General features: G+C 62.1%; 24 protein-coding genes, 1 tRNA gene and 2 pseudogenes. 12 read left to right on the top strand and 15 right to left on the bottom strand.

What is annotated here, in order from left to right; all coding sequences use genetic code 11:
• Positions 1-44: 44 nt before the first annotated feature.
• From OKW39_RS34240 to coxB, 3 genes are read right to left on the bottom strand one after another with little or no spacing between them, the layout of a single operon-like run.
• Positions 45-380: a hypothetical protein gene (locus OKW39_RS34240; RefSeq protein WP_429564654.1), complete on the bottom strand. Its 336-nt coding sequence runs from the start codon at positions 378-380 to the stop codon at positions 45-47.
• Positions 377-2,914, bottom strand: coding sequence for a cytochrome c oxidase subunit I (ctaD, locus tag OKW39_RS34235; RefSeq protein WP_429564653.1), 2,538 nt, complete (start codon positions 2,912-2,914; stop codon positions 377-379). Before ctaD ends, OKW39_RS34240 begins: the two co-directional genes overlap by 4 nt.
• Positions 2,911-3,597, bottom strand: coding sequence for a cytochrome c oxidase subunit II (gene coxB, locus OKW39_RS34230; RefSeq protein ID WP_090807672.1), 687 nt, complete (start codon positions 3,595-3,597; stop codon positions 2,911-2,913). The genes ctaD and coxB overlap by 4 nt, the downstream gene beginning before the upstream one ends.
• Before the next feature lie 51 nt (positions 3,598-3,648).
• Here coxB and OKW39_RS34225 point away from each other — a divergent pair, with 51 nt between their 5' ends.
• Complete coding sequence (locus OKW39_RS34225) at positions 3,649-4,161, top strand: DUF2231 domain-containing protein (RefSeq protein ID WP_429564652.1); 513 nt, start codon at positions 3,649-3,651, stop codon at positions 4,159-4,161.
• On the opposite strand, the gene OKW39_RS34220 is transcribed toward OKW39_RS34225, so the two are convergent.
• The 4 genes and pseudogenes from OKW39_RS34220 to OKW39_RS34205 all read right to left on the bottom strand — a co-directional run bounded on the left by OKW39_RS34220 (position 4,125) and on the right by OKW39_RS34205 (position 6,378).
• Positions 4,125-4,637: a CopD family protein gene (locus OKW39_RS34220; RefSeq protein WP_429564651.1), complete on the bottom strand. Its 513-nt coding sequence runs from the start codon at positions 4,635-4,637 to the stop codon at positions 4,125-4,127. The genes OKW39_RS34225 and OKW39_RS34220 overlap by 37 nt on opposite strands.
• Positions 4,634-5,359, bottom strand: a complete 726-nt coding sequence (locus OKW39_RS34215) for a cytochrome c oxidase assembly protein (RefSeq protein ID WP_244144895.1) — start codon at positions 5,357-5,359, stop codon at positions 4,634-4,636. The genes OKW39_RS34220 and OKW39_RS34215 overlap by 4 nt, the downstream gene beginning before the upstream one ends.
• Positions 5,360-5,909: 550 nt before the next feature.
• A pseudogene (locus OKW39_RS34210) lies at positions 5,910-6,131 on the bottom strand (glutathione S-transferase N-terminal domain-containing protein); the annotation flags it as partial.
• Positions 6,132-6,180: 49 nt separating this feature from the next.
• On the bottom strand, positions 6,181-6,378 hold the full coding sequence (locus OKW39_RS34205) for a hypothetical protein (protein ID WP_429564650.1): 198 nt from the start codon (positions 6,376-6,378) through the stop codon (positions 6,181-6,183).
• A 266-nt stretch (positions 6,379-6,644) separates the two neighbouring features.
• On the opposite strand from OKW39_RS34205, the gene OKW39_RS34200 reads away from it, so the two are divergent.
• Positions 6,645-6,729: transfer RNA gene (locus OKW39_RS34200), tRNA-Leu, on the top strand.
• A gap of 93 nt (positions 6,730-6,822) precedes the next feature.
• Here the strand turns inward: OKW39_RS34200 and OKW39_RS34195 are convergent.
• The 4 genes and pseudogenes from OKW39_RS34195 to OKW39_RS34180 all read right to left on the bottom strand — a co-directional run bounded on the left by OKW39_RS34195 (position 6,823) and on the right by OKW39_RS34180 (position 10,617).
• Positions 6,823-7,842, bottom strand: a complete 1,020-nt coding sequence (locus OKW39_RS34195) for a D-cysteine desulfhydrase family protein (protein ID WP_429564649.1) — start codon at positions 7,840-7,842, stop codon at positions 6,823-6,825.
• 78 nt (positions 7,843-7,920) lie between these two features.
• A complete protein-coding gene (locus tag OKW39_RS34190; protein ID WP_429564648.1) occupies positions 7,921-9,117 on the bottom strand; it encodes an aminotransferase class V-fold PLP-dependent enzyme in 1,197 nt (398 codons plus the stop codon).
• Positions 9,118-9,144: 27 nt separating this feature from the next.
• Positions 9,145-9,306: pseudogene (locus OKW39_RS34185) on the bottom strand (RidA family protein); the annotation flags it as partial.
• A 15-nt stretch (positions 9,307-9,321) separates the two neighbouring features.
• Positions 9,322-10,617, bottom strand: coding sequence for an L-fuconate dehydratase (locus OKW39_RS34180; RefSeq protein ID WP_429564647.1), 1,296 nt, complete (start codon positions 10,615-10,617; stop codon positions 9,322-9,324).
• 191 nt (positions 10,618-10,808) lie between these two features.
• Here OKW39_RS34180 and OKW39_RS34175 point away from each other — a divergent pair, with 191 nt between their 5' ends.
• The 9 genes from OKW39_RS34175 to OKW39_RS34135 all read left to right on the top strand — a co-directional run bounded on the left by OKW39_RS34175 (position 10,809) and on the right by OKW39_RS34135 (position 20,936).
• Positions 10,809-11,570: a GntR family transcriptional regulator gene (locus OKW39_RS34175; protein ID WP_090807659.1), complete on the top strand. Its 762-nt coding sequence runs from the start codon at positions 10,809-10,811 to the stop codon at positions 11,568-11,570.
• A 91-nt stretch (positions 11,571-11,661) separates the two neighbouring features.
• Complete coding sequence (locus OKW39_RS34170; protein ID WP_429333325.1) at positions 11,662-13,179, top strand: sugar ABC transporter ATP-binding protein; 1,518 nt, start codon at positions 11,662-11,664, stop codon at positions 13,177-13,179.
• Between the two features lie 13 nt (positions 13,180-13,192).
• Positions 13,193-14,221, top strand: a complete 1,029-nt coding sequence (locus OKW39_RS34165) for an ABC transporter permease (RefSeq protein ID WP_429564646.1) — start codon at positions 13,193-13,195, stop codon at positions 14,219-14,221.
• 119 nt (positions 14,222-14,340) lie between these two features.
• Positions 14,341-15,282, top strand: coding sequence for an ABC transporter substrate-binding protein (locus OKW39_RS34160; protein WP_090807654.1), 942 nt, complete (start codon positions 14,341-14,343; stop codon positions 15,280-15,282).
• 330 nt (positions 15,283-15,612) lie between these two features.
• Complete coding sequence (locus OKW39_RS34155; protein ID WP_429564645.1) at positions 15,613-17,562, top strand: putative bifunctional diguanylate cyclase/phosphodiesterase; 1,950 nt, start codon at positions 15,613-15,615, stop codon at positions 17,560-17,562.
• Positions 17,563-17,591: 29 nt separating this feature from the next.
• Positions 17,592-18,014: a hypothetical protein gene (locus OKW39_RS34150; protein WP_429333327.1), complete on the top strand. Its 423-nt coding sequence runs from the start codon at positions 17,592-17,594 to the stop codon at positions 18,012-18,014.
• 115 nt (positions 18,015-18,129) lie between these two features.
• The gene (locus OKW39_RS34145; RefSeq protein ID WP_090807650.1) at positions 18,130-18,354 is read left to right on the top strand and encodes a hypothetical protein; all 225 of its coding nucleotides are present in this window, start codon (positions 18,130-18,132) and stop codon (positions 18,352-18,354) included.
• 231 nt (positions 18,355-18,585) lie between these two features.
• Positions 18,586-20,292 (top strand): purple acid phosphatase family protein, encoded by a 1,707-nt coding sequence (locus OKW39_RS34140; RefSeq protein WP_429564644.1) that lies wholly within the window; start codon positions 18,586-18,588, stop codon positions 20,290-20,292.
• A gap of 203 nt (positions 20,293-20,495) precedes the next feature.
• Positions 20,496-20,936: a hypothetical protein gene (locus tag OKW39_RS34135; protein WP_090807646.1), complete on the top strand. Its 441-nt coding sequence runs from the start codon at positions 20,496-20,498 to the stop codon at positions 20,934-20,936.
• A 66-nt stretch (positions 20,937-21,002) separates the two neighbouring features.
• Here the strand turns inward: OKW39_RS34135 and OKW39_RS34130 are convergent, their stop codons facing one another.
• Complete coding sequence (locus OKW39_RS34130; protein ID WP_429564643.1) at positions 21,003-22,154, bottom strand: peptidyl-alpha-hydroxyglycine alpha-amidating lyase family protein; 1,152 nt, start codon at positions 22,152-22,154, stop codon at positions 21,003-21,005.
• Positions 22,155-22,426: 272 nt separating this feature from the next.
• Here OKW39_RS34130 and OKW39_RS34125 point away from each other — a divergent pair, with 272 nt between their 5' ends.
• Positions 22,427-22,720 (top strand): DUF1330 domain-containing protein, encoded by a 294-nt coding sequence (locus tag OKW39_RS34125; RefSeq protein WP_018423759.1) that lies wholly within the window; start codon positions 22,427-22,429, stop codon positions 22,718-22,720.
• A gap of 47 nt (positions 22,721-22,767) precedes the next feature.
• On the opposite strand, the gene OKW39_RS34120 is transcribed toward OKW39_RS34125, so the two are convergent.
• The 3 genes from OKW39_RS34120 to OKW39_RS34110 form a co-directional block, all read right to left on the bottom strand.
• The gene (locus OKW39_RS34120) at positions 22,768-23,619 is read right to left on the bottom strand and encodes a carbohydrate ABC transporter permease (protein WP_429564642.1); all 852 of its coding nucleotides are present in this window, start codon (positions 23,617-23,619) and stop codon (positions 22,768-22,770) included.
• The gene (locus tag OKW39_RS34115) at positions 23,616-24,506 is read right to left on the bottom strand and encodes a carbohydrate ABC transporter permease (RefSeq protein ID WP_090807639.1); all 891 of its coding nucleotides are present in this window, start codon (positions 24,504-24,506) and stop codon (positions 23,616-23,618) included. Before OKW39_RS34115 ends, OKW39_RS34120 begins: the two co-directional genes overlap by 4 nt.
• Positions 24,507-24,680: 174 nt before the next feature.
• On the bottom strand, positions 24,681-25,913 hold the full coding sequence (locus OKW39_RS34110) for an ABC transporter substrate-binding protein (protein ID WP_090807637.1): 1,233 nt from the start codon (positions 25,911-25,913) through the stop codon (positions 24,681-24,683).
• Positions 25,914-26,042: the final 129 nt, after the last annotated feature.

Here is a 26,042-nt window from a genome sequence, read left to right as displayed (position 1 = left end):
TCTCCATGCCGGGTGCGGCGGTCGCGCTCGCGCTCAGTCCGCGTTCAAACGCAGGTGGTGAGCAGCAGCGCGGGCCCGAACGTGATCACGGTCGCGACAAGCGCCGCGATCAGGGTCCAGACGACGACGGTATGCATGAACGAGCTGATGCGTTCGGGACCAGGGTCGCGGGTCGCGGCGCGATAGCGCCATAGGCAGCCGATCGCGATCAGATGCAGCAGCAGAATGATCGCGAGACTCGCGCGCAGCGGGCCGGTGGGCCACGCGAACGCGCAGCCGATCGCGTGCAGCGCATACAGGATCACGAACGCGAGACACCAGATCGCGAAGCCGACGGCGAGCCACCACAACCGCCGCGGCGAAAGCGGACGCGCATTCATGGTCTGGCTCCCAGCACGGCGACGAGGCTCGGCAGCGCGAGCACGAGTCCAAGCGCGATGATGCCCGTCGCCAGCGTGTAATCGACCCACAGGCGGGTGAGACGCAGATCGGTCAGGCGTCGTGCGGAAACGAAGCCCGCGCCGACGCGCAGCACGTTGCTGATGAGGAACAACAACCCGACGCCCGCGTGAACTGCGATGTACGTGAGCAGCGCCGCGGCCGTCGCGCCGAGCGCATGCTCGCGCGGATTCGGTGTCACGCCGTTGATCAGCATCACGCAGGCGATGAGCGCGACGATCAGCGCGATCGCGCTCAGCCCGATCGTGCCGTGCGGTTTGCGCTCGGCGGCGGCCGCGCGCAACGAGCCACGCGTGGCGGCTGCGGCCACCGCGAGCGCGACGGCCGCGACGAGCGCGAGCCCGCGGTTCGGATGCGGCGTCACGGCTGCCGGCCAGTTCGGCGCGGCAATCCACAGGTAGAACGTGCCGAAGATCAGCGAGGTGAACAGCGTGCTGTTCGCGATCAGCGCGCAGATCATCGAAAGCCATGACGGCGAACCGACGACCTCGGTATGCGGCGGCACGCTGACGCCTCGGCCGACCGGCAGCGCGCCGTAATCGCGCGCGTGCCCCGCGCTCTGGCCCGCGTAGATGAAGAGGCCAAACGTCACGAATGCGAACGCGACCGACAGCAGATAGAACTTGAACAGCATCGCGAGCACCGCGGCGGCGGTCATGAGCGCGGTGACGAGCGGCAGATAGGTCGAGTTCGGCAGCACGATCAGCTGTTCGGGCTCGCCCGACGTCATATGCACGCCTAGCGTCTCCTGCCAGCCGTTGCGCGTGAAACCGAGGTAACCCTCGCCGCGCGCCAGAGAGGTCGCTAGCTGGCCCGGGGGCACCTTTTCGGTTTCGGCGTCCATGTGCGGGATCGACGCGAATGCGTACGGCGCGGGCGGAATCGGCATCGCCCATTCGAGCGTGGTCGATTGCCACGGGTTACGTCGCACGCGTTGGCCGAAACGCAATTGCACGACGATGTCGATCACGACGAGAGCGAAGCCGATCGTCATCACGAAGCTGCCCACCGACGACAGCAGATTGAGCCAGTTCCAGCCTTCGTCGCCGCTATAGGTGAAGACGCGCCGCGGCATGCCTAGCAGGCCGGTCAGGTGCATCAGGAAGAACGTCATGTTGAAGCCGATGAACACGAGCCAGAACGCCGGCACCGAAAGGTTATGCACGGCGGTGCGCCCGGTCAGCAGCGGCAACCAGTAATAGAACGCCGCGAGCATCGGAAACGCGAGCGCGCCGGCCACCACGTAGTGCAGGTGCGCGACGACGAAGTAGGTGTCGTGCGCCTGCCAGTCGAACGGCACGATCGCGAGCATCACGCCGGTCAGCCCGCCGCACGTGAACACGAAGAAGAAGCCGAAGATGTACAGCATCGGCACGTCCCAGCGCGGGCGGCCATGCGACAGCGTGGCGAGCCACGCGAAGAACTGGATCGCGGTGGGCACCGCGACGATCGCCGAGCCCGCCGAGAAGAACGCGAGCGCCAGATGTGGAATGCCCACCGTAAACATGTGGTGCACCCAGATGCCGAAGCTCAGGAACGCGAGCGCGATGATCGCGACGACGATCGTGCGATATCCGATCAGGCGGCGGCGCGCGAACACGGGGATCATCGTCGAGAGCACGCCGGCCATCGGCAGGAAGATGATGTACACGTCCGGGTGGCCGAACAGCCAGAACAGATGCTGCCACAGCAGCGGATCGCCGCCGCGCGTCGGATCGAAGAACGGCAGGTTGAACGCGCGCTCCACCTCGAGCAGGATCGAGCCGAGAATCAGCGGCGGAAACGCGACGATCATCATCATCGCGGTGACGAGGATGTACCACGCGAAGATCGGCATGCGATCGATCGACATGCCCGGCGCGCGTATCTTGAGGATCGAGACGGTGAGTTCCACCGCGAGCGAAAGCGCTGAAATCTCGACGAACGTGATACCAAGCAGCCACACGTCGGCGTTCAGTCCGGGCGTGTACACGTTCGAGCTGAGCGGCGTGTACATGAACCAGCCGCCGTCCGGCGCGGAGTGCAGGATCAGCGACACGGTCAGGATCGTGCCGCCGAACAGATAGCACCAGTAGCCGTAAGCGGTCAGCCGTGGAAACGCGAGGTCGCGCGCGCCGAGAAACTTCGGCACCAGGTAGACCGCGAAGCTTTCCACCATCGGGATCGCAAACAGGAACAGCATCATCGATCCATGCATCGTGAAGACCTGGTTATAGGTCTCAACATCCATGAAGGCCGCATGCGGCGTCGCGAGCTGCACGCGCGTGAGCATGCCGAGAATCCCCGCGATCGCGAAGAACACGAACGACGTGATCATGATGCGCAAGCCGAGGACGGTATGGTTGACCGAGGTAAGTCTCTGCACGCCTGGCCCGGTGGCCCAGATCGCGGCAAGCTGGCGATGCAGCCGCAGCGCGGTGATGCCCTGTGATGGCGGCTCGACGGGCACACTCATTTCTTCACCTCCCCGTTGGCGGCGGCGTTTTTGACAGCAGCCGGAAAATCTTCCGGACGATCGACGATCACGGTGAAGTGCATCCCCGCGTGACCGATGCCGCAAAACTGGTTGCATTGGCCGGCGTACTGGCCGGGCTGATCGGCCTGGATACGCAGCAGGTTGTGGTGGCCAGGGACCGCGTCGATCTTGCCCGCGAAGCGCGGAATCCAGAATGCGTGCACGACGTCCATGCTGGTCACGACGATGTCGACCGGCGTGCCCGCGGGCAGATGCAGCACGTTCTCGGTTTCGACGTTGCCGAGCTCCGGATAGCGGAAGGTCCAGCGCCATTGCTGCGCGATCGCCTCGATGCGCGCGGGCGCATGCGCGCGCAGCGGCAGCAGCAGCTCGCCCGCGTACAGCGCGTAGCAGATCAACGGGATCAGGATCACTGCCGGCAGCACGAGACCGCCGAGCACGATCCAGCGCGCGGGCGACACGTGCGAGCCCCAGCCGGGCCGGAAGACCGTCATCAGAAACAGTACGAGCACCATCGCGAAGAGGATCGCGGCGCCCGCCAGCATCACCCACCACAGCCCGGCGATCGATGCGGCGGCCGGACCCGATGGCTCGAGCGTCGAGAGCGGCCCGGTGCAGCCGGACAACGCGGCGAGCGATCCGGCTTGGACGGCCAGGCGCAAGCAGCTATGATGGTTTGCACCACCAGGCACCCGATGCGAGGACACATCATCATGGCAAACAAAGGCAATGCTGGAAACGAGACGCGAAGCGAAGTGATGCTCGAGCTGTTGCGGCTCGACAAGGGGTCGGTGGTGGCGCTCGTCGGTCATCCGATTCACGTGATGATGGTGCATTTCCCGATCGCGTTCGTCGTCGCGACGTTGGGCGTCGACGTAATCTACTGGTGGACGGGCGACCCGTTCTGGATTCGCGCCGGCTTGTGGGCCGCCGGCTTCGCGTTCTGGAGCGGGGTGGCTGCGAGCGGGGTCGGTACCGCCGAGCTGCTGCTGGTGCGAGGTATCCGCCTGAAGGAAGCGAGCTGGTCGCATGCGGTCGCCGCAATGACGCTCGTCGCGCTCGCGGGTGCGAACTGGGGCGTGCGCCTTCATTACCCCGATGAGATCCTGCCGCATGGGCTCGTGCTGTCGGTGCTCAGCTCCGTGATGACGGGCTTCGCCGGCTGGCATGGGGGCAAGCTCGTGTTCGATCATGGCGTCGGAATTCTCGTTTCGCCGAAGGAGTGATGCAGCCAGCGGCCAAGTCCACCGGGCTCGAACAGATGCGGGGCCAGCAGGTTCGAGTCGATGTGAGGCTTGGCCAGCACGATCCAGATGATCGCGGCGATCACGATCAGATAAGCGGTGGTCAGCGCGATCGCCGAGGCACGGCTGAACCTGCCGTCGGGCAGATACAGATCGTGCAGTACGAGGCCGGCCAGCACATGCAGCATCGCCATGATGCCGACGAATACCATCTTCGCGGTGAACCATTCGACGAAGGTGGCCTGCAGAAAAATCAGCGCGGTGCCGCTCGCAATCGCGACGAAAGCGGCGGGCGAGGTCAACTCCACGAACACGAGACGCGTGATGCGGTGCAGCCGGTTGAGTTCGGTGCCCGCCACGAGCCCGCGGCGCTGCCAGAACAGATACGGCAGCACGATCAAACCGCCCGACCAGACGGCGATCGCGGCCAGATGAATGAACTTCAGCAGGGTCGTCACAGCGCGGGCTCTCTGACGCGCAGGCTTGACCAGACGAGCGAAAGTCCTGCCGCGAGATAAGGGATCATCGCCAGTACCCACATCAACAGTCCGGCGAGTTGCTGGTCGGCGAGCGGGGTGAGCCCCCACGCGGCGGTGGTCGCGAAGTGCGCGACGTAGAGCGGCACCGGCGCGAACACGATCAACGCGCCGAGCAAACCCATATGGCCGATCGTCGCGACGAGCGCCATCAGCGCGGGGCCGGTCGGCAGCGACGGCGAGAAGATGCTGCGCCACATGAGCCATGCACTGCCAAGCAAAGTAATCTGCATCAGCCAGTAGCCGGGTACCGTCGCGAGTCCCCACGCATAAGGCCCAGGCGCATGCCACAGCCAGATGATCACCGCATGAGCGGCGACCACCGGCACGAGCGGCGGATGCGCGAGGCGCGGCAGCGGAAACGCGAGGGCGAGCAATGGAGCTACTGCAGCGATCAAAATGACGTGATGAGTGACGCGTGCGGAGAACAATGCCGAGGACAACGCGCAGAGCGGCGACACGAACACGAGGGCCATCAATGCGACGGCGCCCCATCCCGCCCGTGCATTCGCCGAGCGGTTGCTGGCCACGAGCCATGCGAGCGCCGCGAGCGCGACGAGCAATGGCGGATCCGTATTCCAGCGCAGCCACAAGCTTTCAGGGACAGCCGCGGGACCACAGTAGGCGACAGGAAAATATGGCATGGGCGATGTCTTCAACGAGTCCAGGTGCTTCTTAGTACACGCAAGCAAACGCGTGACAGATAACGCCTTCGAATTGTCGGGACGGCTCACGATCCAACTGATCGCTCACGTACTCTAGCGCAAATAAACTGTTTAGGGACGGCTATCTGAATCCTGTAAGTTTTTGCGTGACAGAATGTTTTCAATTTGTCACTCGAGGCTTTTGCCGGCTGGATAAAAGCCGGTGTAATGGCGGCGGTAAGATTGCAATGGTGCGGCGCAATACTTCAGGCTGACCTGCCCGGCGTACTATGATGAAATCATGTGACGGAGGCCCGCCATGTTTCATGATCCCATCCGAATTCCCGCAATGATCGAATTGACATTGCTTGCGATCGTGCTGATCGTTGTCAGCATCGTACGCGCGAGGAAACAAAGGGAGCGGGCGCGGAATCGGGCCATGGCGGAGCAGCGAAGCTCTGATAAAACGCGAATGTAATATTCGCTTTTACCGCATCTTTAAGACTTTCGTATTCAGCTATTTTGCTGGTCTTTGTTACTTCTATCGACCGTCTTCGTGTATCAGGGTCGGCACGCGCCGCGTCAATGAGCGGGCCGCATAGTCGGTGGCGTGATTCGCCTTGTTCGCGAGATCGACGGTCGAAAGGTCGAACGGCAAGCGCTTCTCGCGAAGCGTGACGAAGACGGACATCGCGTAGGGGCTGGCGAATTGGGCGTCGGTGTAGAGGTGGAAGGGCGGGTGTGCCACAGGGGCTCCGTTTTCGTTAGTCATCGATGTTGAGCTTCGAATACTAGCTGCTCGTCGCGCGCCATGCAGCCTTTCACCAGTGCGGATTGGCCATCTCGCAGGCGAGCAGGCAGCCTAACGCCGACACGGCGCCGACCGCGCCGAGACCAAACCCTACGGCAAGGTTCTCCGCCGTCGTTGCGCAACCCTGCAGCAGCGTTATCGACGTCAGCAGCGACGCGAGAGAAAGACGATACCGAAGTCGCGAAGAAGATGTGTGTCGTGGTGACATGATAGGTGTGCCGTGGCGGGCGCTCTTTCAGCGCATCAGCTTACGAGCATAGCGGTCCGCCATTTGTCGCATTCACCCGGGTTAGCGGCCCACAAGCGTCAGACCTTACCAGCTCTTGCGAGGCGCCGGGCCGCGCTCGAATTGTTCGCCGGGCAGCAATACGGGGTGAACGCCTCGTCGGTTTTTCGACCGGTATTGCAACTTCAGAACAATATCGCGCGAGGGGCTTCAAAAAAATAATCGAGCTGATACAATGGCGCCCCTCTGCCCAGGTGGCGAAATTGGTAGACGCACTATCTTGAGGGGGTAGCGCCGAAAGGCGTGTGGGTTCAAATCCCGCCCTGGGCACCATTTCGAATCGTCGATTCGAATCTTCAAGCGCTTCGCGCTTTCTTCAGACAACGGCGGCCATATCAGACCATCGCGTTGTCTCCGCTTCTGCGCTCAGAACTCGTTCCGATAGGCAAATAGCCCCGGAAGCCCGCCGCTCATCACGAATAGAATTTTCTGTCCGGCACTGTACTTCCCGTTGCTCACGTTTTCCACAAGACCCGCAAATGCTTTGCCGCTATACACGGGATCGAGCAACAGACCTTCCGTCGATGCCATCAGCCGAACAGCCGCGCGCATGTTATCGGTTGGAATGCCATAGCCGGGTCCGAGCTGCGCTTCGTCGATCGAGATGGCGTCATCACTCACGCTTAGGCCCGGGTCGATCAGCCGGACCGTCTGATTCGCCTTATCCAAAGTAACCGTGCGCGCGTGGCCAGCATTCCCATACACCGTGAATGCGGCAACACGCGACGGATCCAGGCCCAGCGCAACCAAACCCGCGACCAGCCCCGCATGCATGCCGCCGCTTCCATTCGGCACCACGACGCGATCGAAGGCCACGTTTTGCGCTTGCGATTGCGCGACGAGTTCAGCTGCGCAGTCCGCGTAGCCGAGACAACCGACCGGGCTCGAACCGCCCAACGGACACACATAGACGTTACGGCCCTGCGCTCGCAACTCGTTCGCGCGTTCCTCGGCGAATTGCAATGCGTTGGCCGTGCCGGGAAGATCATGCACGCGCGCATCGAATAGCGCATCGAGCAGCACGTTGCCGTTCTCCATGTAGTCGTGGTCGAAACGTGGCACGGTTCTCGTCAGCACCAGCTCGCATCGAAGTCCGACGCGAGCCGCCGCGGCCGCCGTGAGGCGCGCATGATTCGATTGCCGCGCGCCGACGGTAACGATGGTGTCCGCGCCGCGCGCGAGCGCTTCGCCAATCAGGAATTCGAGCTTGCGCAACTTGTTGCCGCCGCCACCTAGTCCCGTCAGATCTTCTCTTTTGACGTAGATGTCCGCCCCGCCGAGGCGAGCGCTCAGACGCGCAAGGTGCTGAATTGGCGTCGGGCCTTCGAGAAGCGCGTGGCGCGGAAACTTTGATAAATCGAGGCGGTGCGATGAGGCGGAGTTCATGGTCGTGTGCGGTCAATTGAGTTGAAAGAGACGTTTCCATTCATTTGACTGACGCAAAGTTCTCTTTGACTCGAGTGCTCAATGCGTCAACGTCCGTATCCCAGCCAGTAATTTATCAACTTCGGCGTCGGTGGTCAGATAGCTGACCGATGCGCGCGCGATCTGTGTCAGCCCTCTGCTAGTCATATCGAACGGCGTGTACGCGACGCCATTCGAGCCGATCGTGATGGCCTGTGCCGCCAACGCGCGTCGCACCGACATGGCATCGAGTCCGGCGACATTGAACGACACCAGACCTGATCGTTCGACACCCTGGTCGAGCACCCGCACGCCCTCCATCGCGGCCAACCTCTCGCGCAATGTCTGCGCGGTCCGATCGATCTGCGCGCGGATGTTGTCGATGCCGATTTCCAGCGCTTCGTCCAATGCATTCGCCAATCCGCAATGCAGTGCAAGCGACGCTTCCGACGATTCGAAACGCACGGCATCGTCGCGCAGTACAGGGTCGCCATTGACGTCGAGCGGCGCGGAATACGTGTCGACGAAGGCCGGCGTCAAGCGGGGCAGAAAATCCCGTCGGACGTATAGCAGCCCGGTGCCGCGCGGTCCACGCAGTGCCTTGCGGCCCGCGCCGGCCAGCACATCGCAGCCGACTTCGACGACGTCGATCGGAAGCTGTCCGACGGCCTGCGCCGCATCGATGAAATACGGAATGCCGTGACGGCGTGCTATCCGCCCAATCGCGGCGGCCGGATTGATCAGTCCGCCATTGGCCGGCAGCCACGTCAGCGCAATCAGTCGGACCCGGTCGTCGAGCATTGCTTCGAGCGCGCGAGGATCGACCCTGCCGCTCTCATCGGAAGGAATCGTCTCTATCGATGCGCCCGCGCGCTGCGCCAGAAGACGCATCGTCGCGAGATTGCCGCCCCATTCGTGCCGCGCAACGAGGATGCGTTGCCCCTCGCGCCACGGACCCAATGCCGCGAAAGCAGCGCCCCAGCCCGGCGAGTTGCCAGTCGTCAACGCGATCTCGGTGGGCTGAGCGTTCAGCAGTCGCGCGGCGAGCGTGCGCGCCCGTTCGGTCTGTTCGCGGGCAGCCGCGCCCGCTTCCATGGGTCCCATCGAGGCTTCGCGCAACAGATGCGCGTGAATCGCTTCGAGCGTGGCGGCCGACGGCAGCGACGCGCCCGCATGATTGAAGTGCGTGGTACTGCGCACACCGGGTGTGCGGGCACGTATTGCGTCGATGACAGCGGGCGACAGCGGAGAAGACATTGGCGGCTCCGAGTGTATGAGTTGAATTCAGACGTTCTTCAAGGCGACAACCGCTTCGACTTCGACGGCGACCCCTGCCGGCAGCGACGCAACATCCACCGCGCTGCGCGCATGACGGCCGGCGTGCTCGCGATGAACACGCTCGAGCCGGTCGCCCGTCGCCGCGACGATCTGCGCGACGACACCAACCCTTACCCTCCAGCATCACTCCTGCCACGCTTCTCCTTCCGGATACCAGTACCTGTCCAGCGTCCCTTCGAGCATCTCGATGCTATACCCGGCCCTTTGCGGCGGCATATAGTGCCCGTTGCGGATCGCGACGGGATCCACGAAATGCTCGTGCAAATGATCGACGTATTCGAGCACGCGATTCTCGAGCGACGCCGACACGCAGATATAGTCGAACAGAGAAATATGCTGCACGTACTCGCACAAGCCGACACCACCCGCATGCGGGCACACCGGCACACCGAACTTCCCGGCCATCAGCAGTACGACGATCACTTCGTTGAGTCCGCCGAGCCGGCAACTGTCGATCTGGCAGAAGTCGATGGCTTGCGCCTGCAGCAGTTGCTTGAACATCACGCGATTGTGGCAATGCTCGCCGGTTGCGACGCCAATCGAACCGAGCCGCCGGCGAATCGCCGCATGACCGAGGATGTCGTCGGGACTCGTGGGCTCCTCGATCCACCACGGGTCGAACTCGGCGAGACGGCGCATGTTCGCGATCGCCTCATCGACGTCCCACACCTGGTTCGCGTCCATCATCAGCTTCCGGTTCTCGCCGATCTCTTCGCGCAGAATGCGCGCGCGCCGTACGTCTTCCTCCAGATCGCCGCCGACCTTCTGCTTGAAATGCGTCCATCCCTGCGCGACGCCTTCGCGCGCGAGACGGCGAATCTTGTCGTCGTCGTAACCGAGCCAGCCCGCCGATGTCGTATAGGCCGGATAGCCGTGCGCGAGCATTTCCTTTTCACGCTCGCCCTTGGTCTTCGCATGACGATGCAGCATCGCGAGTGCTTCGTGCGGCGTGATTGCATCCGTCACGTAGCGAAAGTCGAGGCAGCGCACGAGTTCTTCCGGGCTCATGTCGACCAGCAGCTTCCAGACCGGCTTGCCGACGGATTTCGCCCACAGGTCCCACACCGCGTTGACGACCGCCGCAGTGGCAAGATGAATCGCACCTTTGTCGGGGCCGATCCAGCGCAGTTGGCTATCCGAAGTAAATGCGCGCCAGAAAGCGCCCATATTCGCAGCGATATCTTCGAGCTTCTTGCCGACGATCAACGGCGTGAGTGCATTCACGGCGGTCACGCAGATTTCATTGCCGCGGCCAATCGTGAACGTGAGGCCGTGGCCGGTGAGATTCGGCGTGTCGGTTTCGAGCGTGACGTAAGTGGCGGAGTAGTCCGGCGCAGCATTCATCGCGTCGGAGCCGTCCAGCGAACGTGAGGTGGGGAACCGGATGTCCCGAACGGACAGCATTGTGATCGTTGTCATCTGCGCACCCTCCGGGGCTGTGGCTCTCGGCTTGTCGTCCGCGGACGCAGACGGATCGGTTTCGTGCGCACGTTCTCTGTGCGCGCGTTCCTGCTGCGCGTACGGGTAAGCCCGGAGTTGCCAGATACCAGGCATCCCTAGGTATTTCCAGGCATTTGTACGCGTTGACAACGCGGCATTCACTTTCTAGCATGCTAGCATGTCTTCTCGAAATCAAGGCCTTCGTGAATTCCTCGACCGAACTTGAGAATGCCGCCGGGGACCCGTATGTCGCACTGCAAAAAGTCGGCGGCGGCGAGCGCGGCAGCTTGACCGACGCGGTCGAGGCGGCGTTGCGAGACGCGATTGTTACGTTGGCGTTGGAACCCGGCATGATGATCGACAAGATGGCCGTGTGCGAACGCATGGGGGTGTCGCGCTTTCCGGTGTCATCCGCGTTGGCGAGGCTTGCGCATGCGGGTCTCGTCGAGGTTTTGCCGCAACGCGGCACGCGCGTCAAACCGATCGCGCTCGACGACATCCGCCAGCATCTGTTCATCCGCAGCGCACTGGAAGTCGAGACGGTGCGTGGGGTCGCGCTGATGCACGACAGGGCGACGCTCGACGCATTGGCAAGCAATCTCGATCAGCAGCGCAGTCTGGCTGGAAGTGGCGAACGTCTGGCGTTTCACGCGCTCGATCTTGCTTTCCATGAAATCCTGCTCGACGCGGTGAAGCTGCCGCGCGTGAAGGAGATCGTCGCGGTGTCGCGCAATGCGCTGGACCGCGCGAGACAATTGCTCGCGAGTCCAGAACGGCTCACGCATACGCTGGAAGAGCACGAGAGCATCTTCAAGGCCCTTTGCGCCGGCGACGGCGATGCGGCCGCGAAAGCGATGCACGATCATCTCGACCAGGTCGTCGCCGAATTGCACCGGTCCGCAAAAGAGCGGCCCGACCTGTTCGCGCCTTGAATGAAAGCTGGAATGAAAGCCGTTGTTCAAGCCGTAAAAAGCTCCACCGTAAAAACGTTGGTGATATAGGCAGCCGTCGACAGACCCGCACATGAACCCACTCATTTCCGTCAACAATCTTTGCAAGAGCTTTCCGGGCGTAAGAGCGCTTCATGACGTCCGGTTCGAACTCATGGCCGGCGAGGTCCATGCGCTGATGGGCGAGAACGGCGCGGGCAAGTCGACGCTGATGAAAATTCTTGCCGGCGTCTATACGCGCGATTCCGGCGAAATTCTCTTCGACGGCAAGCCCGTCGATTTTCAAGGTCCGCGCGACGCGCAAGCTGTCGGCATCGGCATCATTCATCAGGAACTGCAACTGATGAATCATCTGAGCATCGCGCAGAACATCTTTATCGGCCGTGAGCCGCGCAAGGGTCTGGGTCTGTTCCTCGATGAAGACAAACTGAATGCGCAGGCAAGCGAGATCCTCGCCCGCATGCACGTGAAACTCGATCCGCGCACGATGGTCGGCACGCTGACCGTCGCGAGTCAGCAGATGGTCGAGATCGCGAAAGCACTGTCTTTCGATTCGCGCGTGCTGATCATGGACGAACCCACGTCCGCGCTCAACGATGCCGAGATCGCCGAGCTGTTCCGGATCATCCGTCAATTGAGAGAGCGCGGCGTCGGCGTCGTCTATATCTCGCACAAGATGGACGAGTTGAAGCAGATCACCGATCGCGTGACCGTGATGCGCGACGGCGAGTATGTGGCCACCGTGCCGACCGAGGGCACCGCCGTCGAGACGATCATCGGCATGATGGTCGGACGCACGCTGGGCGACGTGACGCCGGTCGAGAGCGCGCCGGTGAAAGGCGAACTCGCGCTCGAAGTGAGAAATCTCGTCGCAGGTCCGCTCGTGCGCGACGTCAGTTTCGAATTGCGCAAGGGCGAAATACTCGGTTTCGCAGGCTTGATGGGCGCGGGGCGCACGGAGGTCGCGCGCGCGGTGTTCGGTGCCGATCCGGTCGAATCGGGCGAGATACTCGTGAAAGGCGTGAAGGCGTCGATCAAGAGGCCCAGTGATGCGGTCAAGCGCGGCATCGGCTACCTGTCCGAAGATCGCAAGCGCTTCGGTCTCGCTACGGGAATGGATGTCGAATCGAACATCGTGATGGCCGATCTCGGCAAGTTCCTGTCGATCAATATGTTTCTGCGCCGCGGGCAGATTCGCAAAAGAGCGCAGCACTTCATCAAGCTGCTTGCGATTCGCACGCCTTCGGCGACGCAGCAGGTGCGGCTCCTGTCGGGCGGCAATCAACAGAAGATCGTGATCGCGAAATGGCTCGAGCGCGATTGCGACGTACTGTTCTTCGATGAACCGACGCGCGGCATCGACGTCGGCGCGAAAAGCGAAATCTACAAGCTGCTGCGCTCGCTGGCGGCGCAAGGCAAGGCGATCGTGATGATCTCCTCCGAGCTGCCGGAAGTTCTGCGCATGAGCGACCGCATCGTCGTGATGTGCGAAGGCCGCATTACCGGCGAGCTGTCCGCCGGCGAAGCGACGCAGGAGCGCATCATGCATCTCGCGACGCTGCGCGAAACCCTGAAAACGGTACAAGCCTGAAGAGGTCTACGACATGACATTGCGAACGGATACCGCGGCGCTGGACAACGAAAGGCGCACTTCCAGGCTGAAAGGCCGAATTTTCGCGCCGACCGCCGTGCAAAAGATGCTCGCGTTCGCGAGCCTTATCCTGTTGCTGGTGTTCTTCAGCTTCGCATCGCCGGCCTTCATGCAGATTGACAACATTCTCGGCATTTTTCAGGCGACAGCTGTGAACGGCGTGCTGGCGATTGCCGCCACGTTCGTGATCATTACGGGCGGCATCGATCTGTCGGTCGGTACGTTGATGACATTTACCGCCGTGATTTGCGGAGTATTTCTCACGTACTGGCATCTGCCGATGTGGACGGGCGTGCTCGCGGCACTCGCGACGGGCGCGGTGTGCGGCACGGTATCGGGTACGCTGACCGCCAAAATGAAGATCCCGCCATTCATCGCGACGCTCGGCATGATGATGCTGCTCAAAGGTCTTTCACTCGTCGTGTCGGCGGACAAGCCGATCTATTTCACCGATACCGAGAACTTCTACCGTATTTCCCAGGATTCGCTGATCGGCTATTTCCTGCCGGGCGTGCCGATTCCGAATGCGGTACTGATCCTGTTCTTTCTCGCGATCGTCAGTTCTATTACGCTCAATCGCACCGCGCTCGGCCGCTATACGTTCGCACTCGGCAGCAATGAGGAAGCGGTGCGGCTCTCGGGCGTCAATGTCGATCGCTGGAAGATCGCGATTTACGGCGTGGGCGGCGCGATCTGCGGCATCGCGGGTCTGCTGATCGCGTCGCGGCTCAATTCGGCGCAGCCGGCGCTCGGTCAAGGCTACGAGCTCGATGCGATCGCGGCGGTCGTGATCGGCGGCACGTCGTTGAGCGGCGGTTCGGGAACGATACTCGGCACCATCATCGGCGCTTTCATCATGAGCGTGCTGACCAACGGACTGCGCATCATGTCGGTCGCGCAGGAGTGGCAGATCGTCGTGACCGGTTTGATCATCATTCTGGCGGTGTATGCGGACATCCTGCGGCGCAGCCGGAGAAGTTGACGCAGGAGCAAGGAAGCAGCAAATAAGCAGGGAACGCAGGAGCAGGAGAGAGAGGGCACGTGAAGGCTCCCTCGAAAGCTCGATAGCGGCTTGATAGCCCAACCATTGGAGGAGGCCCCATGTTGAAGAGAAGACTGATCGGTATCGTGGTCGGTGTCGGTGCGCTCGTCGGCGGAAGTAGTCTCGCGTACGCGGACGAGCCGTATATTCCGCTTATTTCGAAAGGCTTCCAGCATCAGTTCTGGCAAGCCGTCAAATCGGGCGCCGAGCAGTCCGCGAAAGCGAACAACGTCAGGATCACGTTCGAGGGACCGGAAACGGAAGCGATGGTCGATAAGCAGATCGACATGCTGTCGGCCGCGCTCGCGAAGAAGCCGCAGGCGCTCGGCATCGCGGCGCTCGACAGTAAGGCGGCCATCCCCTTGCTCAAGCGCGCCCAGAACGAAAAGATTCCGGTGATTGCATTCGACTCGGGCGTCGACAGCGATATTCCGTTGACGACCTGCTCGACGGACAACGTCGCCGCCGCCGCGCTCGCCGCCGACAAGATGGCCGCGCTGATCGGCAATTCCGGCGAAGTCGGCGTGATCGTGCATGACCAGACGAGCCGCACCGGTGTCGATCGCCGCGACGGTTTCGTCAATCAGATCAAGTCGAAGCATCCGAACATCAAGATCGTGTCCGTGCAATACGGCGCCGGCGATCACCTGAAGTCCGCGGAAATCGCCAAGACCATGATCCAGGCGAATCCGAACCTGAAGGGTATCTTCGGTGCAAACGAAGGTTCCGCGGAAGGCGCGGCGATCGGCGTCAAGGAATCGGGCAAGAAACTCGTGCTGATCGGCTTCGACTCCGGCAAGGAGCAGAAGGAGAACATCATGTCGGGCTTGATGGCCGGCGCGATTACGCAGAATCCGGTCGGTATCGGCAAATGCACGGTCGACTCGGCGGTCAAGGCGCTGCACGGCGAGAAGCTGCCGAAGAAGATCGACACCGGTTTTTACTGGTACGACAAGACCAACATGAACGATCCGAAGATCGCAGCCGTGCTGTACGACTAAGCGAGGCCGGCGATCGCGACTCGGCAAGCCGAGGCTGCGGCAATCCTCAAAGAGGGAGAGCCACGATCTTCCTCTTTTTTATTGCCGTTCCGCAACTTCGGAATCGCGCTATATCGAGCGGTCCGTTGCGCCGCAACAACATGTAATCCGAACGCTCGTACTCCGTCGAGCAAGTCGTGATTCGCGCTCATGCAGTGCTTTTGATCCACGGCTGCCGGTCATTTCACGCCATTGCATGCATTAATCTGATACTTTATGTTTATGTAATCGCTGCACGAGCCGTCCATTCGCATGCCGATTCGGACCCACCCACCGTCGAATGCGCAGGTCATGGCTTTTACCGAACCAAGGTCTCCATTTTCCAGGTGGGTCGTATCCTCGGCCCAGAACCTGAGTCCGGACAACCGGCAGATTCTGCTTGCCAACCTGTTCACGCGAACCGCATCGATCGTTTTCGCGTCGATTTGCGAAATCAGCGTATGCGCAACCGCGTATTATCTTTATCCGATTCCTCTATATGCCGCGTGGGGTATTGCGGTCGTCGCATTGCTGATCGCGCGGCTCACGCTGATCTGGTTATGCCGCACCCGGGCAGCCCTTGGGCTGCCCACGCCGACTTCCGCGTTTATTTTCGCGAGTCTGTTGTGGAGCGCGTTATTCGGGTTTGGCACATTCCTGTGCAATATCAGCGGAAGTCCCACGCTTTTTCTGCTTGGAAACGTCTGTGCGGTCGGTGTGATCGGCGGATTGTCCGGACGCAATGCGGGCACGCCGCGGCTTGCGTTATTGCAGATCGTTTTTATTCTCGGCTTTCTGAGTGTCGGCGCGGCGATGTCGCCGGGCAATGGCAAGCTCGTGCTGCTATTTCAGGCTCCGTTTTGCGCGGCCGGCTTCTTCACGGTTGCGCTGCGCAGTAATCGCGACACCGTTGCGTTGCTGCTCGCGCGGGAAAACAGTCATCGCCTCGCGCGCCAGGATAGCCTGACCGGTTTGCCGAATCGCGCGCGTATCAACGAGCTGCTGATCGAACGCACCGGCGAGAGTTCGACGCGGCAGGGCGAGGCGTTCGCGGTGCTGCTGATCGACCTCGACGGCTTCAAGGCGATCAACGACAGTCTCGGTCATGCCGCCGGCGACCAGATTCTGCAGGAAGCGGCCTCCCGTTTGCGCGATCTGCTGCCGAGCGGCGACCACGTTGGCCGCCTGGCGGGCGACGAGTTCGTCGCGATTTCGGACGACGCCGGGCAGCTTCGCGACGTGCGCGTGCTGGCCGATCGCATCGTCAGAACGCTGGCGCGGCCGTTCGTGTTGAGCGAAGCGCTCGTGCATATCGGCGCGAGCGTCGGCATCGCGCTCTATCCCGAACATGCGAAAACGGGTCCGCAATTGCTGATCTGCGCGGACCGCGCGTTGTACGGCGTCAAGCGCAGCGGCAAAAGCGCGTTCGCGATTTTCGATGCCGAGAAGCACGTATCCGACGAAAGCCTGAGCCTGCTGCGCAGCGACCTCGAAGGCGCGCTGAAGTCGTTCAATGGTTTGCGCATGGAGTATCAGCCGATCATCGATCTGCATACCGGCGCGGTAGCGGGCCGCGAGGCGCTGATTCGCTGGGCCCATCCGACGCGCGGCGAGTTGTCGCCGTCCGCGTTCATTCCGACCGCCGAGCGCACCGGCCTGGTCCTCGCGTTGGGTGAATGGGTGCTGCTGCAATCGTGCATGGCGGCGTCGGCGTGGCGCGACAAGGTGATCGTCGCGGTCAATGTATCGCCGGTGCAATTGCGCGAGGAATCGTTCGCATCGACGGTGACGGCAATACTTCGGAAAACGAGGCTGCCGCCGACGCGGCTCAACCTCGAGGTCACGGAAACGGCACTGCTGAACGACGACGAAGTGACTCGCCGCAATATCACCAGATTGCGCGCATTGGGTATCGGGCTGGCGCTCGACGACTTCGGCACCGGCTTTTCGACGATGTCCACGCTCGTGCGCTTCTCGTTCGACAAGCTGAAGATCGACAGTTCGTTCGTCCGCGAGTCCGTGCATCGGCGCGAATCGGCGGCCGTGGTGCGCGGCATCGTCGCGCTGGCGCGCGAGATCGGCATGCCGACCACGGCCGAGGGCATCGAAACCCAGGAGCAGCTCAATTTCGTGCGCGTATGCGGTTGCACGCATGCGCAGGGTTATCTGCTCGGCAAGCCGATGTGCAACCAAGAAATCGAGCAGTGCGAAGCGGTGCTCGACGCGCGTGTCGCCGACAAGGCCGCGCCTGCGGACTTTTGATATCCGTTACCGATGCGATCGAGGTCGTGATGTCGTCTCCCTTGCAATTTCAACTGCGAATCACCGCGTCGATGGAACTTGCCAACTCGCTGCGCGCGGACCCTTCGTGCGCCGCGCATCCAGCGCTACGTGCCATTTTGCAAACGCATCACGCAACGCTCAAATGCCAGTTCGATGCATTCGCCGACTACGTAAGCGAAGCGCAGAAAATGGGCATCGGGAACTACCCGCTTTATCAATGGACACGGCAAACCATCGAGAACCCGGAGAAGAAAGCGAAGTACCTGCAGTCGTTCACGCTCCACGTGAATGGCGACGAAGTGTATGACAAGGACGTCGCCGATGCCCTCGAGGCCGGCTTGTCGAAGCTGATCGACGCGAACGGTATTGTTCGCGTGTCACGGTACGACACGAATCCCGGAAACAATCCGCAGCCGCCCGCGCGCGTGTGAGGCAGCCGTTTAAATTTCACTCCGAAAGCTTCGTCGTTAAGCGATGTAACATTTGACGACATGCCATAAAGTTCGTGAGACGATGCAGCTTCACTTATTTTTGTGGGAGCGCGACATGGGACTTCTCGACGAAGTGGGCAAGATTGCCGGTGCGGTTGCCGCCGTTGAAGCCGCGGAGAAAGTCGATCCACAAGCGGGTCTGCTGACCAAAGGCGTGGCCGCTATCGCCGGTTTCGAAGGCGCTGGAAAGCTGGAATCGCTGGTGGAAAAGAAAGAAGAAGAGAAGCAGGACGACGCCGACAACGCTCAGGCCGCGGACGATACAAGTTCCCAGACCTGAACGGACGTCAAGCGGATTGCCGGTTGCATGCGCGCGATCGAATCACGCGCTGCACCGGCAATCTGTTTTTATAGACCTTTCGATATCGAACCCTCCTTCCGCTATTCGCCCGATCTTTCATCGGGCTGTCATCGCCGTCCGGCTACGATCGTCCGTCACTTTCCGTCCGCGCTCGCCCCGCGGGGCGTTGTTTTGCGCTGGCATTCTTCCACCTGAACAACCATACCGGACATGTCGAACAGAAAAATCGTCAAGACAACGCCTGCCGATGAGCACGGCGCATCGATCGTCTCGCGTCGCGGCTTTCTGAAGTTCGCCGGCGCATCGAGTCTCGCGACGGCGGCGGGCGTGCTCGCATCGACCGCGCGCGGCGCCAATAGCGGCACACCCGATGGCACGCCCGAGCAGATCCATCTGACCTGGGGCAGCGACCCGACGAGCGAAATTACCGTGTCGTGGTCGTCGCTCGCGCCCGCGGTCAATCCGCAGGTGCGCATAAGCGGCGCCAATAACGGGGACCACGCGAAACATACGGTGCACGCGGTGCAAAGCACGTACACCGACGGCATCAACGGCGAGGTCGTATTCAACTATCACGCGCGCGTGCGCGAGTTGAAGGCCGACACGAGCTATCAGTACGAAGTGACGGCCGATAACGACGGCAATGCAGCGCAACCCTTCACCGCGAGTTTTCGTACCGCGCCGCGCGGCCGCGCGCCGTTTCGCTGGACGAGCTACGGCGATCTCGCGACGCCGAATACGAACTGGGTGCTGTCGTCGCCGCAAAGCCGCTTCGCGGTGGCGGCCGTCGAGCGCTTTCAGCCGCTCTTCCATCTGCTGAACGGTGACCTCTGCTATGCGAATCTGAATCCGACGCAGCAGCCCGAGGTGTGGCGCGACTTCGGCAACAACGCGCAGACGTCGGCGTCGAACCGGCCGTGGATGCCGTGTCCCGGCAATCACGAGCTCGAATTCAACAACGGCGAGCAGGGCCTTGCGTCGTATCTGTCGCGCTACGTGCTGCCCGATAATCACACGCGTTTTCCGGGCCATTGGTACAGCTTCCGCGTCGGCTCGGTGCTGTTCATTTCGCTCGATGCGGACGACGTCGTCTATCAGGATGCCGCCGCTTTCGTCGCCGGGCCCGCGCCGCTGACGCCGGTCGCGAGTACCGGCAATCCGCCGATTCCGGCGGGCACGTCGCTGTACGTGCGCGGCTATAGCAATGGCGAGCAGACACGCTGGCTCGAAAAAGTGCTGCGGCATGCATCGCACGATAACGACGTGGACTGGATCATCGTGCAGATGCATCAGGACGCGCTCAGTTCGTCGAAGACCGGCAACGGTTCCGACAAGGGCATTCGCGAAGCGTGGCTGCCGCTGTTCGATCGCTATGGTGTGGATCTCGTGCTGTGCGGTCACGATCACGACTACGAGCGCAGCTATCCGGTGCGCGGTTGCAATCACAACAAGGGCACCGACATCGCGACGGGGCACCCGGTCGATACGTTGCAGCCCAAGCCGATCATGTCGGCGGTATCGGCGGGTGCATCGACGTTCGATACGAGCCACGGCACGATCCACCTGATTCTCGGCGGCGGCGGCACGAGCGCGCCGCTCGACGTGTATGGCGTCGATGCTGGCACAGGCCTGCCGCAGGCGCGCATCTTCACGAAGCCGAATCGGCCGGTGCCGTCGACGACCTCGGGCACGTTCGTGCGCGCGAGCGCCGACGCGGTCGAAGACGCGACCTGGTCCGCCCAACGCGACACCGGCACCGGCTACGGCATCGCGGTGTTCGATTACGATCCGGGGCAGCGCGGCGGCGACACCACGATCACGATGAACTACTACCATGCGCCGGGCGCGGATCAGACGCCGACACCGGAATACGATCTGTTCGAGACGATCGAATTGAAGAAGAAGCGGCGCGGGTAGAAGGATAGATTTGATTGACTGATCGGCATTCAATTTTCAGGGGCCGCTCATCACGAGCGGCCATTGTTTTTTCACGGTCACCGCAAAGAACAATGCCCCATTCATTTTGTTACACGTCTTACCGCCACGGACTGTCGTGGTTACAAGGGCCTTTCGAAAGCCCCGCTATACTCGGCGCCGTCTCACTAAAACAAAGACCCGATATGTCGAAGAAAATCATTCAGATGGTTGCCGTGGCTGCATTGAGCGCCGCGGCGTCGTTGCCGGCACTCGCCGGTGATATGAACAACATGCTCGGTGGCGCGCTCGGTGGCGTCGCTGGCGCGGCAGTCGGCGGCGCGGTGGGCGGCAGCACCGGCGCGGTGATCGGCGGCGCGGTGGGCGGCGGGGCGGGCGGCGCGGTCACGTCGAATCGTCGTGAACGTACCGGCGCGATCATTGGCGGCGCGCTCGGTGGCGGGGCGGGCACCGCGGCCGGCAACGCGATGGGCGGCCGCACCGGCGGCCTGGTCGGCGCCGCGCTCGGCGGCGGCGCGGGTTCGGCGCTCGGCGGCAACATCTCGCGCTCGAACTCGTATGCCAACGACTACTCCCGCGGCCACCAATCGGGCAAGCACCATCACAAGCATCGTCGTTACGACTGAGACGGCTTGACATCGACAGGGCCGGTCCGCGTCCGCATCACAGACGAATGCGGTGGCCCTCGTCCATCACGCATGCAAAACTAGTTTCTGAATACGCCAGTTCAGCAACTCGGCAACGAATAATATGTTTTCCGAAGGACACGCCATCTCGTGAATCCAGCCGAACTGCTTCGGCTGTTTGCCCGCTTTGCCTAGTACGCCGAGCACTTTGCCGTCGAGCGTCATCTTGTAGATGCGGCCCGGAAACGCGTCGGCGCTATAGAGCACCTGATTCGGTCCCGGCGAGATGCAGATCGCCCAGGGCGAGCCCGGCGCGAACGTGCCCGCGGCGAGGTCCGCTTCACTCGGCATGTTGCCGATCGCGGGGGGCGCGTCCGGCGGCACCGGTACGTCGATCGTGAACTGGCGCAGGAACGTGCCCTCGGTATCGAACACCTGGATGCGCCGGTTGCTGCGATCGGCCACATAAACGTGGTCGTGCGCATCGACCGCGATGCTATGCGGCGTATGGAACTGCCCCGGTCCCGTGCCGCGATCGCCCCATGACTTCAGCCAGTTGCCGTCGCGATCGACCTTCGCGACGCGCGAGTTGATGTATCCGTCGCTGATATAGGTGTTGCCCGCCTTGTCCCACGCGACGTCGGTCACCTGGCGAAAGCGTCCGGGTTCGGACGGCAGCGGCGGATTCGGATGCTTGAGCGGCGCGGTTTCCTCGTCCGATGCTTCCTGCTTGCGGCCGAACACCATCGCGACGCGTCCTTCCGGCGTAAACTTGATCACCATGTCCGAGCCCTTGTCGGTGACCCAGATGTTGTCGTGCCGGTCCACCTTCGCCGTGTGCGCGAACGACCACGCATACAGGTTGTGGCCGATCTCGCGCACGAAGCGTCCATCGGGCGCGAACTCGAGCAGTTGCGCGGCGGCCGCGCCATATGCGGGGCCGCTGGTGTTGCCGCGCGACAGCACGAAGATATGGCCATGCGAATTGAGCGCGACGCCCGAGCATTCACCGAAGTACCTGTCGTTGGGCAAACGTACGGGGTTGGCAATCGAGTCATAAGCAATCGTGGGCACGGCGGGTGTGTCCGCGGCGAACGCCGGCGGCATGGCGAGTCCGGCGGCGCTACCCGCAAGCAGGCTCATGAAAGTCCGACGGCTCATCGCCCGGTGGTCGGGACCGCCGCAGCATGCACAAAACGACTCGTATCGCTCGCTCATTCGTTGTCTCCTTTGGTCCATCGCTTGAAGTGTGCAAAGGCAAGCCTAGTGCACAAAACGTTTAATGGCTAAATCGTTTTGGCGATGCTGAAAGAGACACTTCCCGTTATGCGCGATCACGTGCTGGTGGTGGCAGATGCTGTCCAGGTCGCGGCGCGCGGCGGCGCGGTACCGCTCGGCGTCGCGAGCCAGCCCGCTTTGCTACTATGTAAGACCGCGACTGCTTAGGTCCGCTTTAGTCCCGCGTTGGTCCATCACACAAGGAGATTCGAATGAGCAAAGGTTATTGGGTATCGTCGTACCGCAAGACGAACGATCCGCAGAAACTGGCCGCGTACGCGCAACTGGCCCCAGCCGCGGTGGCGGCGGCGGGCGGCAAGTTCCTCGTGCGAGGCGTGGCGGACGAGGCGCGCGAGCAGGGCCTCAAGGAGCGCACGGTCGTGATCGAGTTCCCGACGTACGAGGCGGCCGTCGCCGCTTACGAAAGCGAGGAGTACAAGAAAGCGCTGGCCGCATTGGGCGATGGCGTCGAACGCGATCTGCGCATCGTGCGCGGCACCGACTGACGCGCGACCCGCAAGCGAACACTGCGCGGCACGCGCCGCGCAGTCACTCACTTCACCGCGCCGAGCGCGAGCCCCTTCACCATATAACGCTGCAACCACGCAAACACGATCGAAACCGGCAACGTCGCGCACAAGGTCGCGGCCATCACCAGATGCCATTCGACCACGTACTTGCCCGCGACCATATCGGTCACCTGCACGGTCAGCGTCTTGTTTTCCGGCGAGCGGATCAGCGTATAGACGACCGCGAACTCGTTCCACGCATTGATGAACGTGAAGATGGCGGTCACGACGATCGCCGGCACCGCGAGCGGCAGAAACACCTTGAACACCGCGCGCGTGCGGCTGCAGCCTTCGAGCCACGCGGATTCCTCGAGATCCTGCGGCACGGTCTGAAAGTACGACGACAGCATCCACACCGCGAACGCGATATTGAACGCCGCGTACGACACGATCACGCCGATCCTCGAATCGACCAGGTTGCCGTCGCCCCACGGAATCATCGCCGCGAGCCGGAATAGGCCGACCACCAGCAGGATCGGCGACAGCATCTGCGTGACGAGCAGGAACTGCCGATACAGGCCGCGTCCGCGAAATGGGAAGCGCGCGAGCGCGTAAGCGGCGGGCAGGCACACCGCGAGTGCGAGCGCGGTGGACAGGAAACTGATGATCGTGCTGTTGCGCAGCGCGACGCCGAAGTTGGCCGCGTCCCACATGTCGATGAAATTGCGCCACTGCCACTGCACCGGCAGCCAGCGCGCCGGATAGACGAAGATCTCCGAGGCCGGTTTGACCGCGGTGAAGAACATCACCGCGAACGGAAACAGTATGACGATCACGAGCGGCGTCAGTGCGATCCAGCACCACAGCGAGCGTTTCGTCTTCGCGCTCAGAGTCATGATGGCACTCCTTCTTTCGCGCGTTGCAGACGTAGATAAGCGATCGAGAACACGAACAGCATCACGAGCATGATCAGCGAAACGGCGGCCGCTTCGCCGGGACGTCCGAGCCGGAAGCCGAGTTCGTACAGGTAAGTGACGAGGATGTGCGTGCTGTTGTCGGGGCCGCCTTGCGTCATCACCCAGATGATCGGAAACGAGTTGAACACGTAGATCACGTTCAGCAGGATCGCCATGTTGATGAACGGGCGCAGCAGCGGCATCGTCAATTGACGGAACTGCTGCCAGGCGCTCGCGCCGTCGATACGCGCGGCTTCGTAGATATCGCTTGGCACCGAAGACAGGCCGCCAAGAAAAATCGTCACCGTAAACGGAATCGACACCAGAATGCCGACCGCGATTTCGACGGGGAACGCGAACTCGGGCGTCGCGAGCCAGTGAATCGGCCCGCCGATCAGGCCGAGCCGCTGCAGCGTGACATTGACCATGCCGTAGTCGTCGTTGAAGGCCCAGCGCCAGACGACGGCGGTCATCGTCAAAGAGACGGACCACGGCAGCATCACGATCGTGCGCGCCACGCCGCGGCCGTGAAAGTCCTGATTCAGAATCAGTGCGACAGGTACCGAGATCAGCACCGTGCCGCCCACCACGCACACGGTCCAGATGATCGTACGGCGTACCGAATCGAGAAACACCGGGTCCTGAAACACGTTGATGAAGTTCTGCGCGCCGGTGAAGTCGCGGATCGCGCCGAAGCGCGATACCTCATGCAGCGATTGCCACACGATGTTGAAAATCGGATAGCTGATGATGAACAGCGCGAGCACGAGGCTCGGCGCAATCAGCAACCAGGGCGCCTGCGCGCGCGAAGAAACGGAACGGCTCATGCGTGCTCGATCGTAAGACGCGCCCGCTCTCTGGCGGCGGGCACGACGGAATGGGCCGGAGGGTGCATCGTGCTGCATAGGCTCGAATGTGGGAGTGGCGCGGCGCAACGCGCGGCGCTTTAGCTACGGCGCCGCGCGTCCCCTGTTCGTCTCGTTACTGTCAAAAGCCGCGTATCAGTGACCGAGCGACTTGTTCGCCTGCGCAGCGGCCGCATTCAACGCTTCCGCCGGTTGCGCCTTGTTCAGGTAGATCGCCTGCATCGCGTCGGTCACGGCCTTCGCGGTGTCTTCCCAGCCGGTCACGGTCGGCGCGAAGTGAGCCGTGGGCAGCAGCGCGACGAATGCCTTGATGTCCGGATCGTTGAACGCCGGGTCCGCCGCTTCGGCCTTCGTGGTCGGCAGGAAGCCTTCGGTCGTCGTGAACTCGACGCGCGGTTCCTTCGTGAACAGATAGTCGAGGAACTTCCACGCGGTCTTCTTCACCTTCGAGTTCTTGAACATCACGATCGAGTCGGTGACCGCGTAGGTGGCGTGCGTCGTGCCCATCGGCACCGGATCGATGCCGTACTTCAGGTTCGGCGCTTCCTTCTTGATCTGCTTGGCGAGGAACGGCGCGGAGATCACCATCGCGACGCGGCCCTGCTTGAACAGGTTCTGCACGTCCTCGCGGCTATAGCCGGTGACGCCCGGTTGCGTGAGTCCCTGGTCGATCATCTGCTTGTACATCGTCGCGGCCTTCACGCCCGCCGGCGAATTGAACGCGGCCTTGCCGTCCTTGCCGACCACGTCGCCGCCCATCGTCCACAGCGCGTAGTAAAAGTAGACGTCGGTTTCGATTTCCTTGCCTTGCAGACCGAAGCCGGCGATGCCTTGCGCCTTCAGCTTCTTCGATGCATCGATCACTTCATTCCAGGTCTTCGGGCCGTCGGGGTAGCCGACCTTCGCGAGCAGATCCTTGTTGTAGTACAGCGCGCGCGCGGAAGCGGCGATCGGCAGGCCGTAGGTCTTGCCGTTGATCTGGCCGGGAGCCAGGAACGGACCGATGAAGCGTGCCTTGAAGTTCGCGTCCATATAGCCGTCGAGCGGCTCGGCAACGTCGTCCTTCACGAAGTCGAGGAGCCAGCGCGTGCCGACGATCGCGAGGTCCGCGTTGGCGCCGCCGGAGATGTCCGTTTGCAGCTTCTGTTGCAGCGTGTCCCAGTTCACGTCTTCGATCTTGATGGTCGTGCCGGGATTGGCCTTCTCAAAGTTGCGGGCCATTTTCTCGAAGTACGGCGCGGTCGCGTCGCTGTAGTGAGCGACCGTCACGCGGACCGTCTCGGCATGGGCCGAGACGGCGATACCTGCAAACGCGAGCGCCACGGCGACTTTGCCGAGCGCGAGGGAAGCACGGGCATGCAACGACATTTTTCTCTCTCCTGTGGGTGGTTTGCTGCCGTCGCCGGCCGCCTTGGGTAAATTGTTTGAAAAAATCCTACATGACGCAAAATAGCTTGTCACGTAGGGTCTGCGATATTTTTTCTCGGGCTGTTTTGT

Source organism: Paraburkholderia sp. MM6662-R1, assembly GCF_050436245.1.
In the GTDB taxonomy this organism is placed as follows: domain Bacteria; phylum Pseudomonadota; class Gammaproteobacteria; order Burkholderiales; family Burkholderiaceae; genus Paraburkholderia; species Paraburkholderia tuberum.
Note: the sequence above shows the minus strand (reverse complement) of the source record. Positions and strands in the feature narration are given on the sequence as shown.

What these genes read in the sequence shown, in the direction of transcription:
- OKW39_RS34195 (WP_429564649.1), bottom strand. Translation starts at nt 7,842, where the DNA reads ATGAACTCCGCCTCATCGCACCGCCTCGATTTATCAAAGTTTCCGCGC.
- ctaD (WP_429564653.1), bottom strand. Translation starts at nt 2,914, where the DNA reads ATGAGTGTGCCCGTCGAGCCGCCATCACAGGGCATCACCGCGCTGCGG.
- OKW39_RS34115 (WP_090807639.1), bottom strand. Translation starts at nt 24,506, where the DNA reads ATGAGCCGTTCCGTTTCTTCGCGCGCGCAGGCGCCCTGGTTGCTGATT.
- OKW39_RS34110 (WP_090807637.1), bottom strand. Translation starts at nt 25,913, where the DNA reads ATGTCGTTGCATGCCCGTGCTTCCCTCGCGCTCGGCAAAGTCGCCGTG.
- OKW39_RS34155 (WP_429564645.1), top strand. Translation starts at nt 15,613, where the DNA reads ATGGCTTTTACCGAACCAAGGTCTCCATTTTCCAGGTGGGTCGTATCC.
- OKW39_RS34140 (WP_429564644.1), top strand. Translation starts at nt 18,586, where the DNA reads ATGTCGAACAGAAAAATCGTCAAGACAACGCCTGCCGATGAGCACGGC.
- OKW39_RS34150 (WP_429333327.1), top strand. Translation starts at nt 17,592, where the DNA reads ATGTCGTCTCCCTTGCAATTTCAACTGCGAATCACCGCGTCGATGGAA.
- OKW39_RS34160 (WP_090807654.1), top strand. Translation starts at nt 14,341, where the DNA reads ATGTTGAAGAGAAGACTGATCGGTATCGTGGTCGGTGTCGGTGCGCTC.
- OKW39_RS34145 (WP_090807650.1), top strand. Translation starts at nt 18,130, where the DNA reads ATGGGACTTCTCGACGAAGTGGGCAAGATTGCCGGTGCGGTTGCCGCC.
- OKW39_RS34175 (WP_090807659.1), top strand. Translation starts at nt 10,809, where the DNA reads ATGCTAGCATGTCTTCTCGAAATCAAGGCCTTCGTGAATTCCTCGACC.
- OKW39_RS34165 (WP_429564646.1), top strand. Translation starts at nt 13,193, where the DNA reads ATGACATTGCGAACGGATACCGCGGCGCTGGACAACGAAAGGCGCACT.
- OKW39_RS34130 (WP_429564643.1), bottom strand. Translation starts at nt 22,154, where the DNA reads ATGAGCGAGCGATACGAGTCGTTTTGTGCATGCTGCGGCGGTCCCGAC.
- OKW39_RS34135 (WP_090807646.1), top strand. Translation starts at nt 20,496, where the DNA reads ATGTCGAAGAAAATCATTCAGATGGTTGCCGTGGCTGCATTGAGCGCC.
- OKW39_RS34125 (WP_018423759.1), top strand. Translation starts at nt 22,427, where the DNA reads ATGAGCAAAGGTTATTGGGTATCGTCGTACCGCAAGACGAACGATCCG.
- OKW39_RS34190 (WP_429564648.1), bottom strand. Translation starts at nt 9,117, where the DNA reads ATGTCTTCTCCGCTGTCGCCCGCTGTCATCGACGCAATACGTGCCCGC.
- OKW39_RS34120 (WP_429564642.1), bottom strand. Translation starts at nt 23,619, where the DNA reads ATGACTCTGAGCGCGAAGACGAAACGCTCGCTGTGGTGCTGGATCGCA.
- OKW39_RS34240 (WP_429564654.1), bottom strand. Translation starts at nt 380, where the DNA reads ATGAATGCGCGTCCGCTTTCGCCGCGGCGGTTGTGGTGGCTCGCCGTC.
- OKW39_RS34225 (WP_429564652.1), top strand. Translation starts at nt 3,649, where the DNA reads ATGGCAAACAAAGGCAATGCTGGAAACGAGACGCGAAGCGAAGTGATG.
- OKW39_RS34205 (WP_429564650.1), bottom strand. Translation starts at nt 6,378, where the DNA reads ATGTCACCACGACACACATCTTCTTCGCGACTTCGGTATCGTCTTTCT.
- OKW39_RS34180 (WP_429564647.1), bottom strand. Translation starts at nt 10,617, where the DNA reads ATGACAACGATCACAATGCTGTCCGTTCGGGACATCCGGTTCCCCACC.
- OKW39_RS34215 (WP_244144895.1), bottom strand. Translation starts at nt 5,359, where the DNA reads ATGCCATATTTTCCTGTCGCCTACTGTGGTCCCGCGGCTGTCCCTGAA.
- OKW39_RS34170 (WP_429333325.1), top strand. Translation starts at nt 11,662, where the DNA reads ATGAACCCACTCATTTCCGTCAACAATCTTTGCAAGAGCTTTCCGGGC.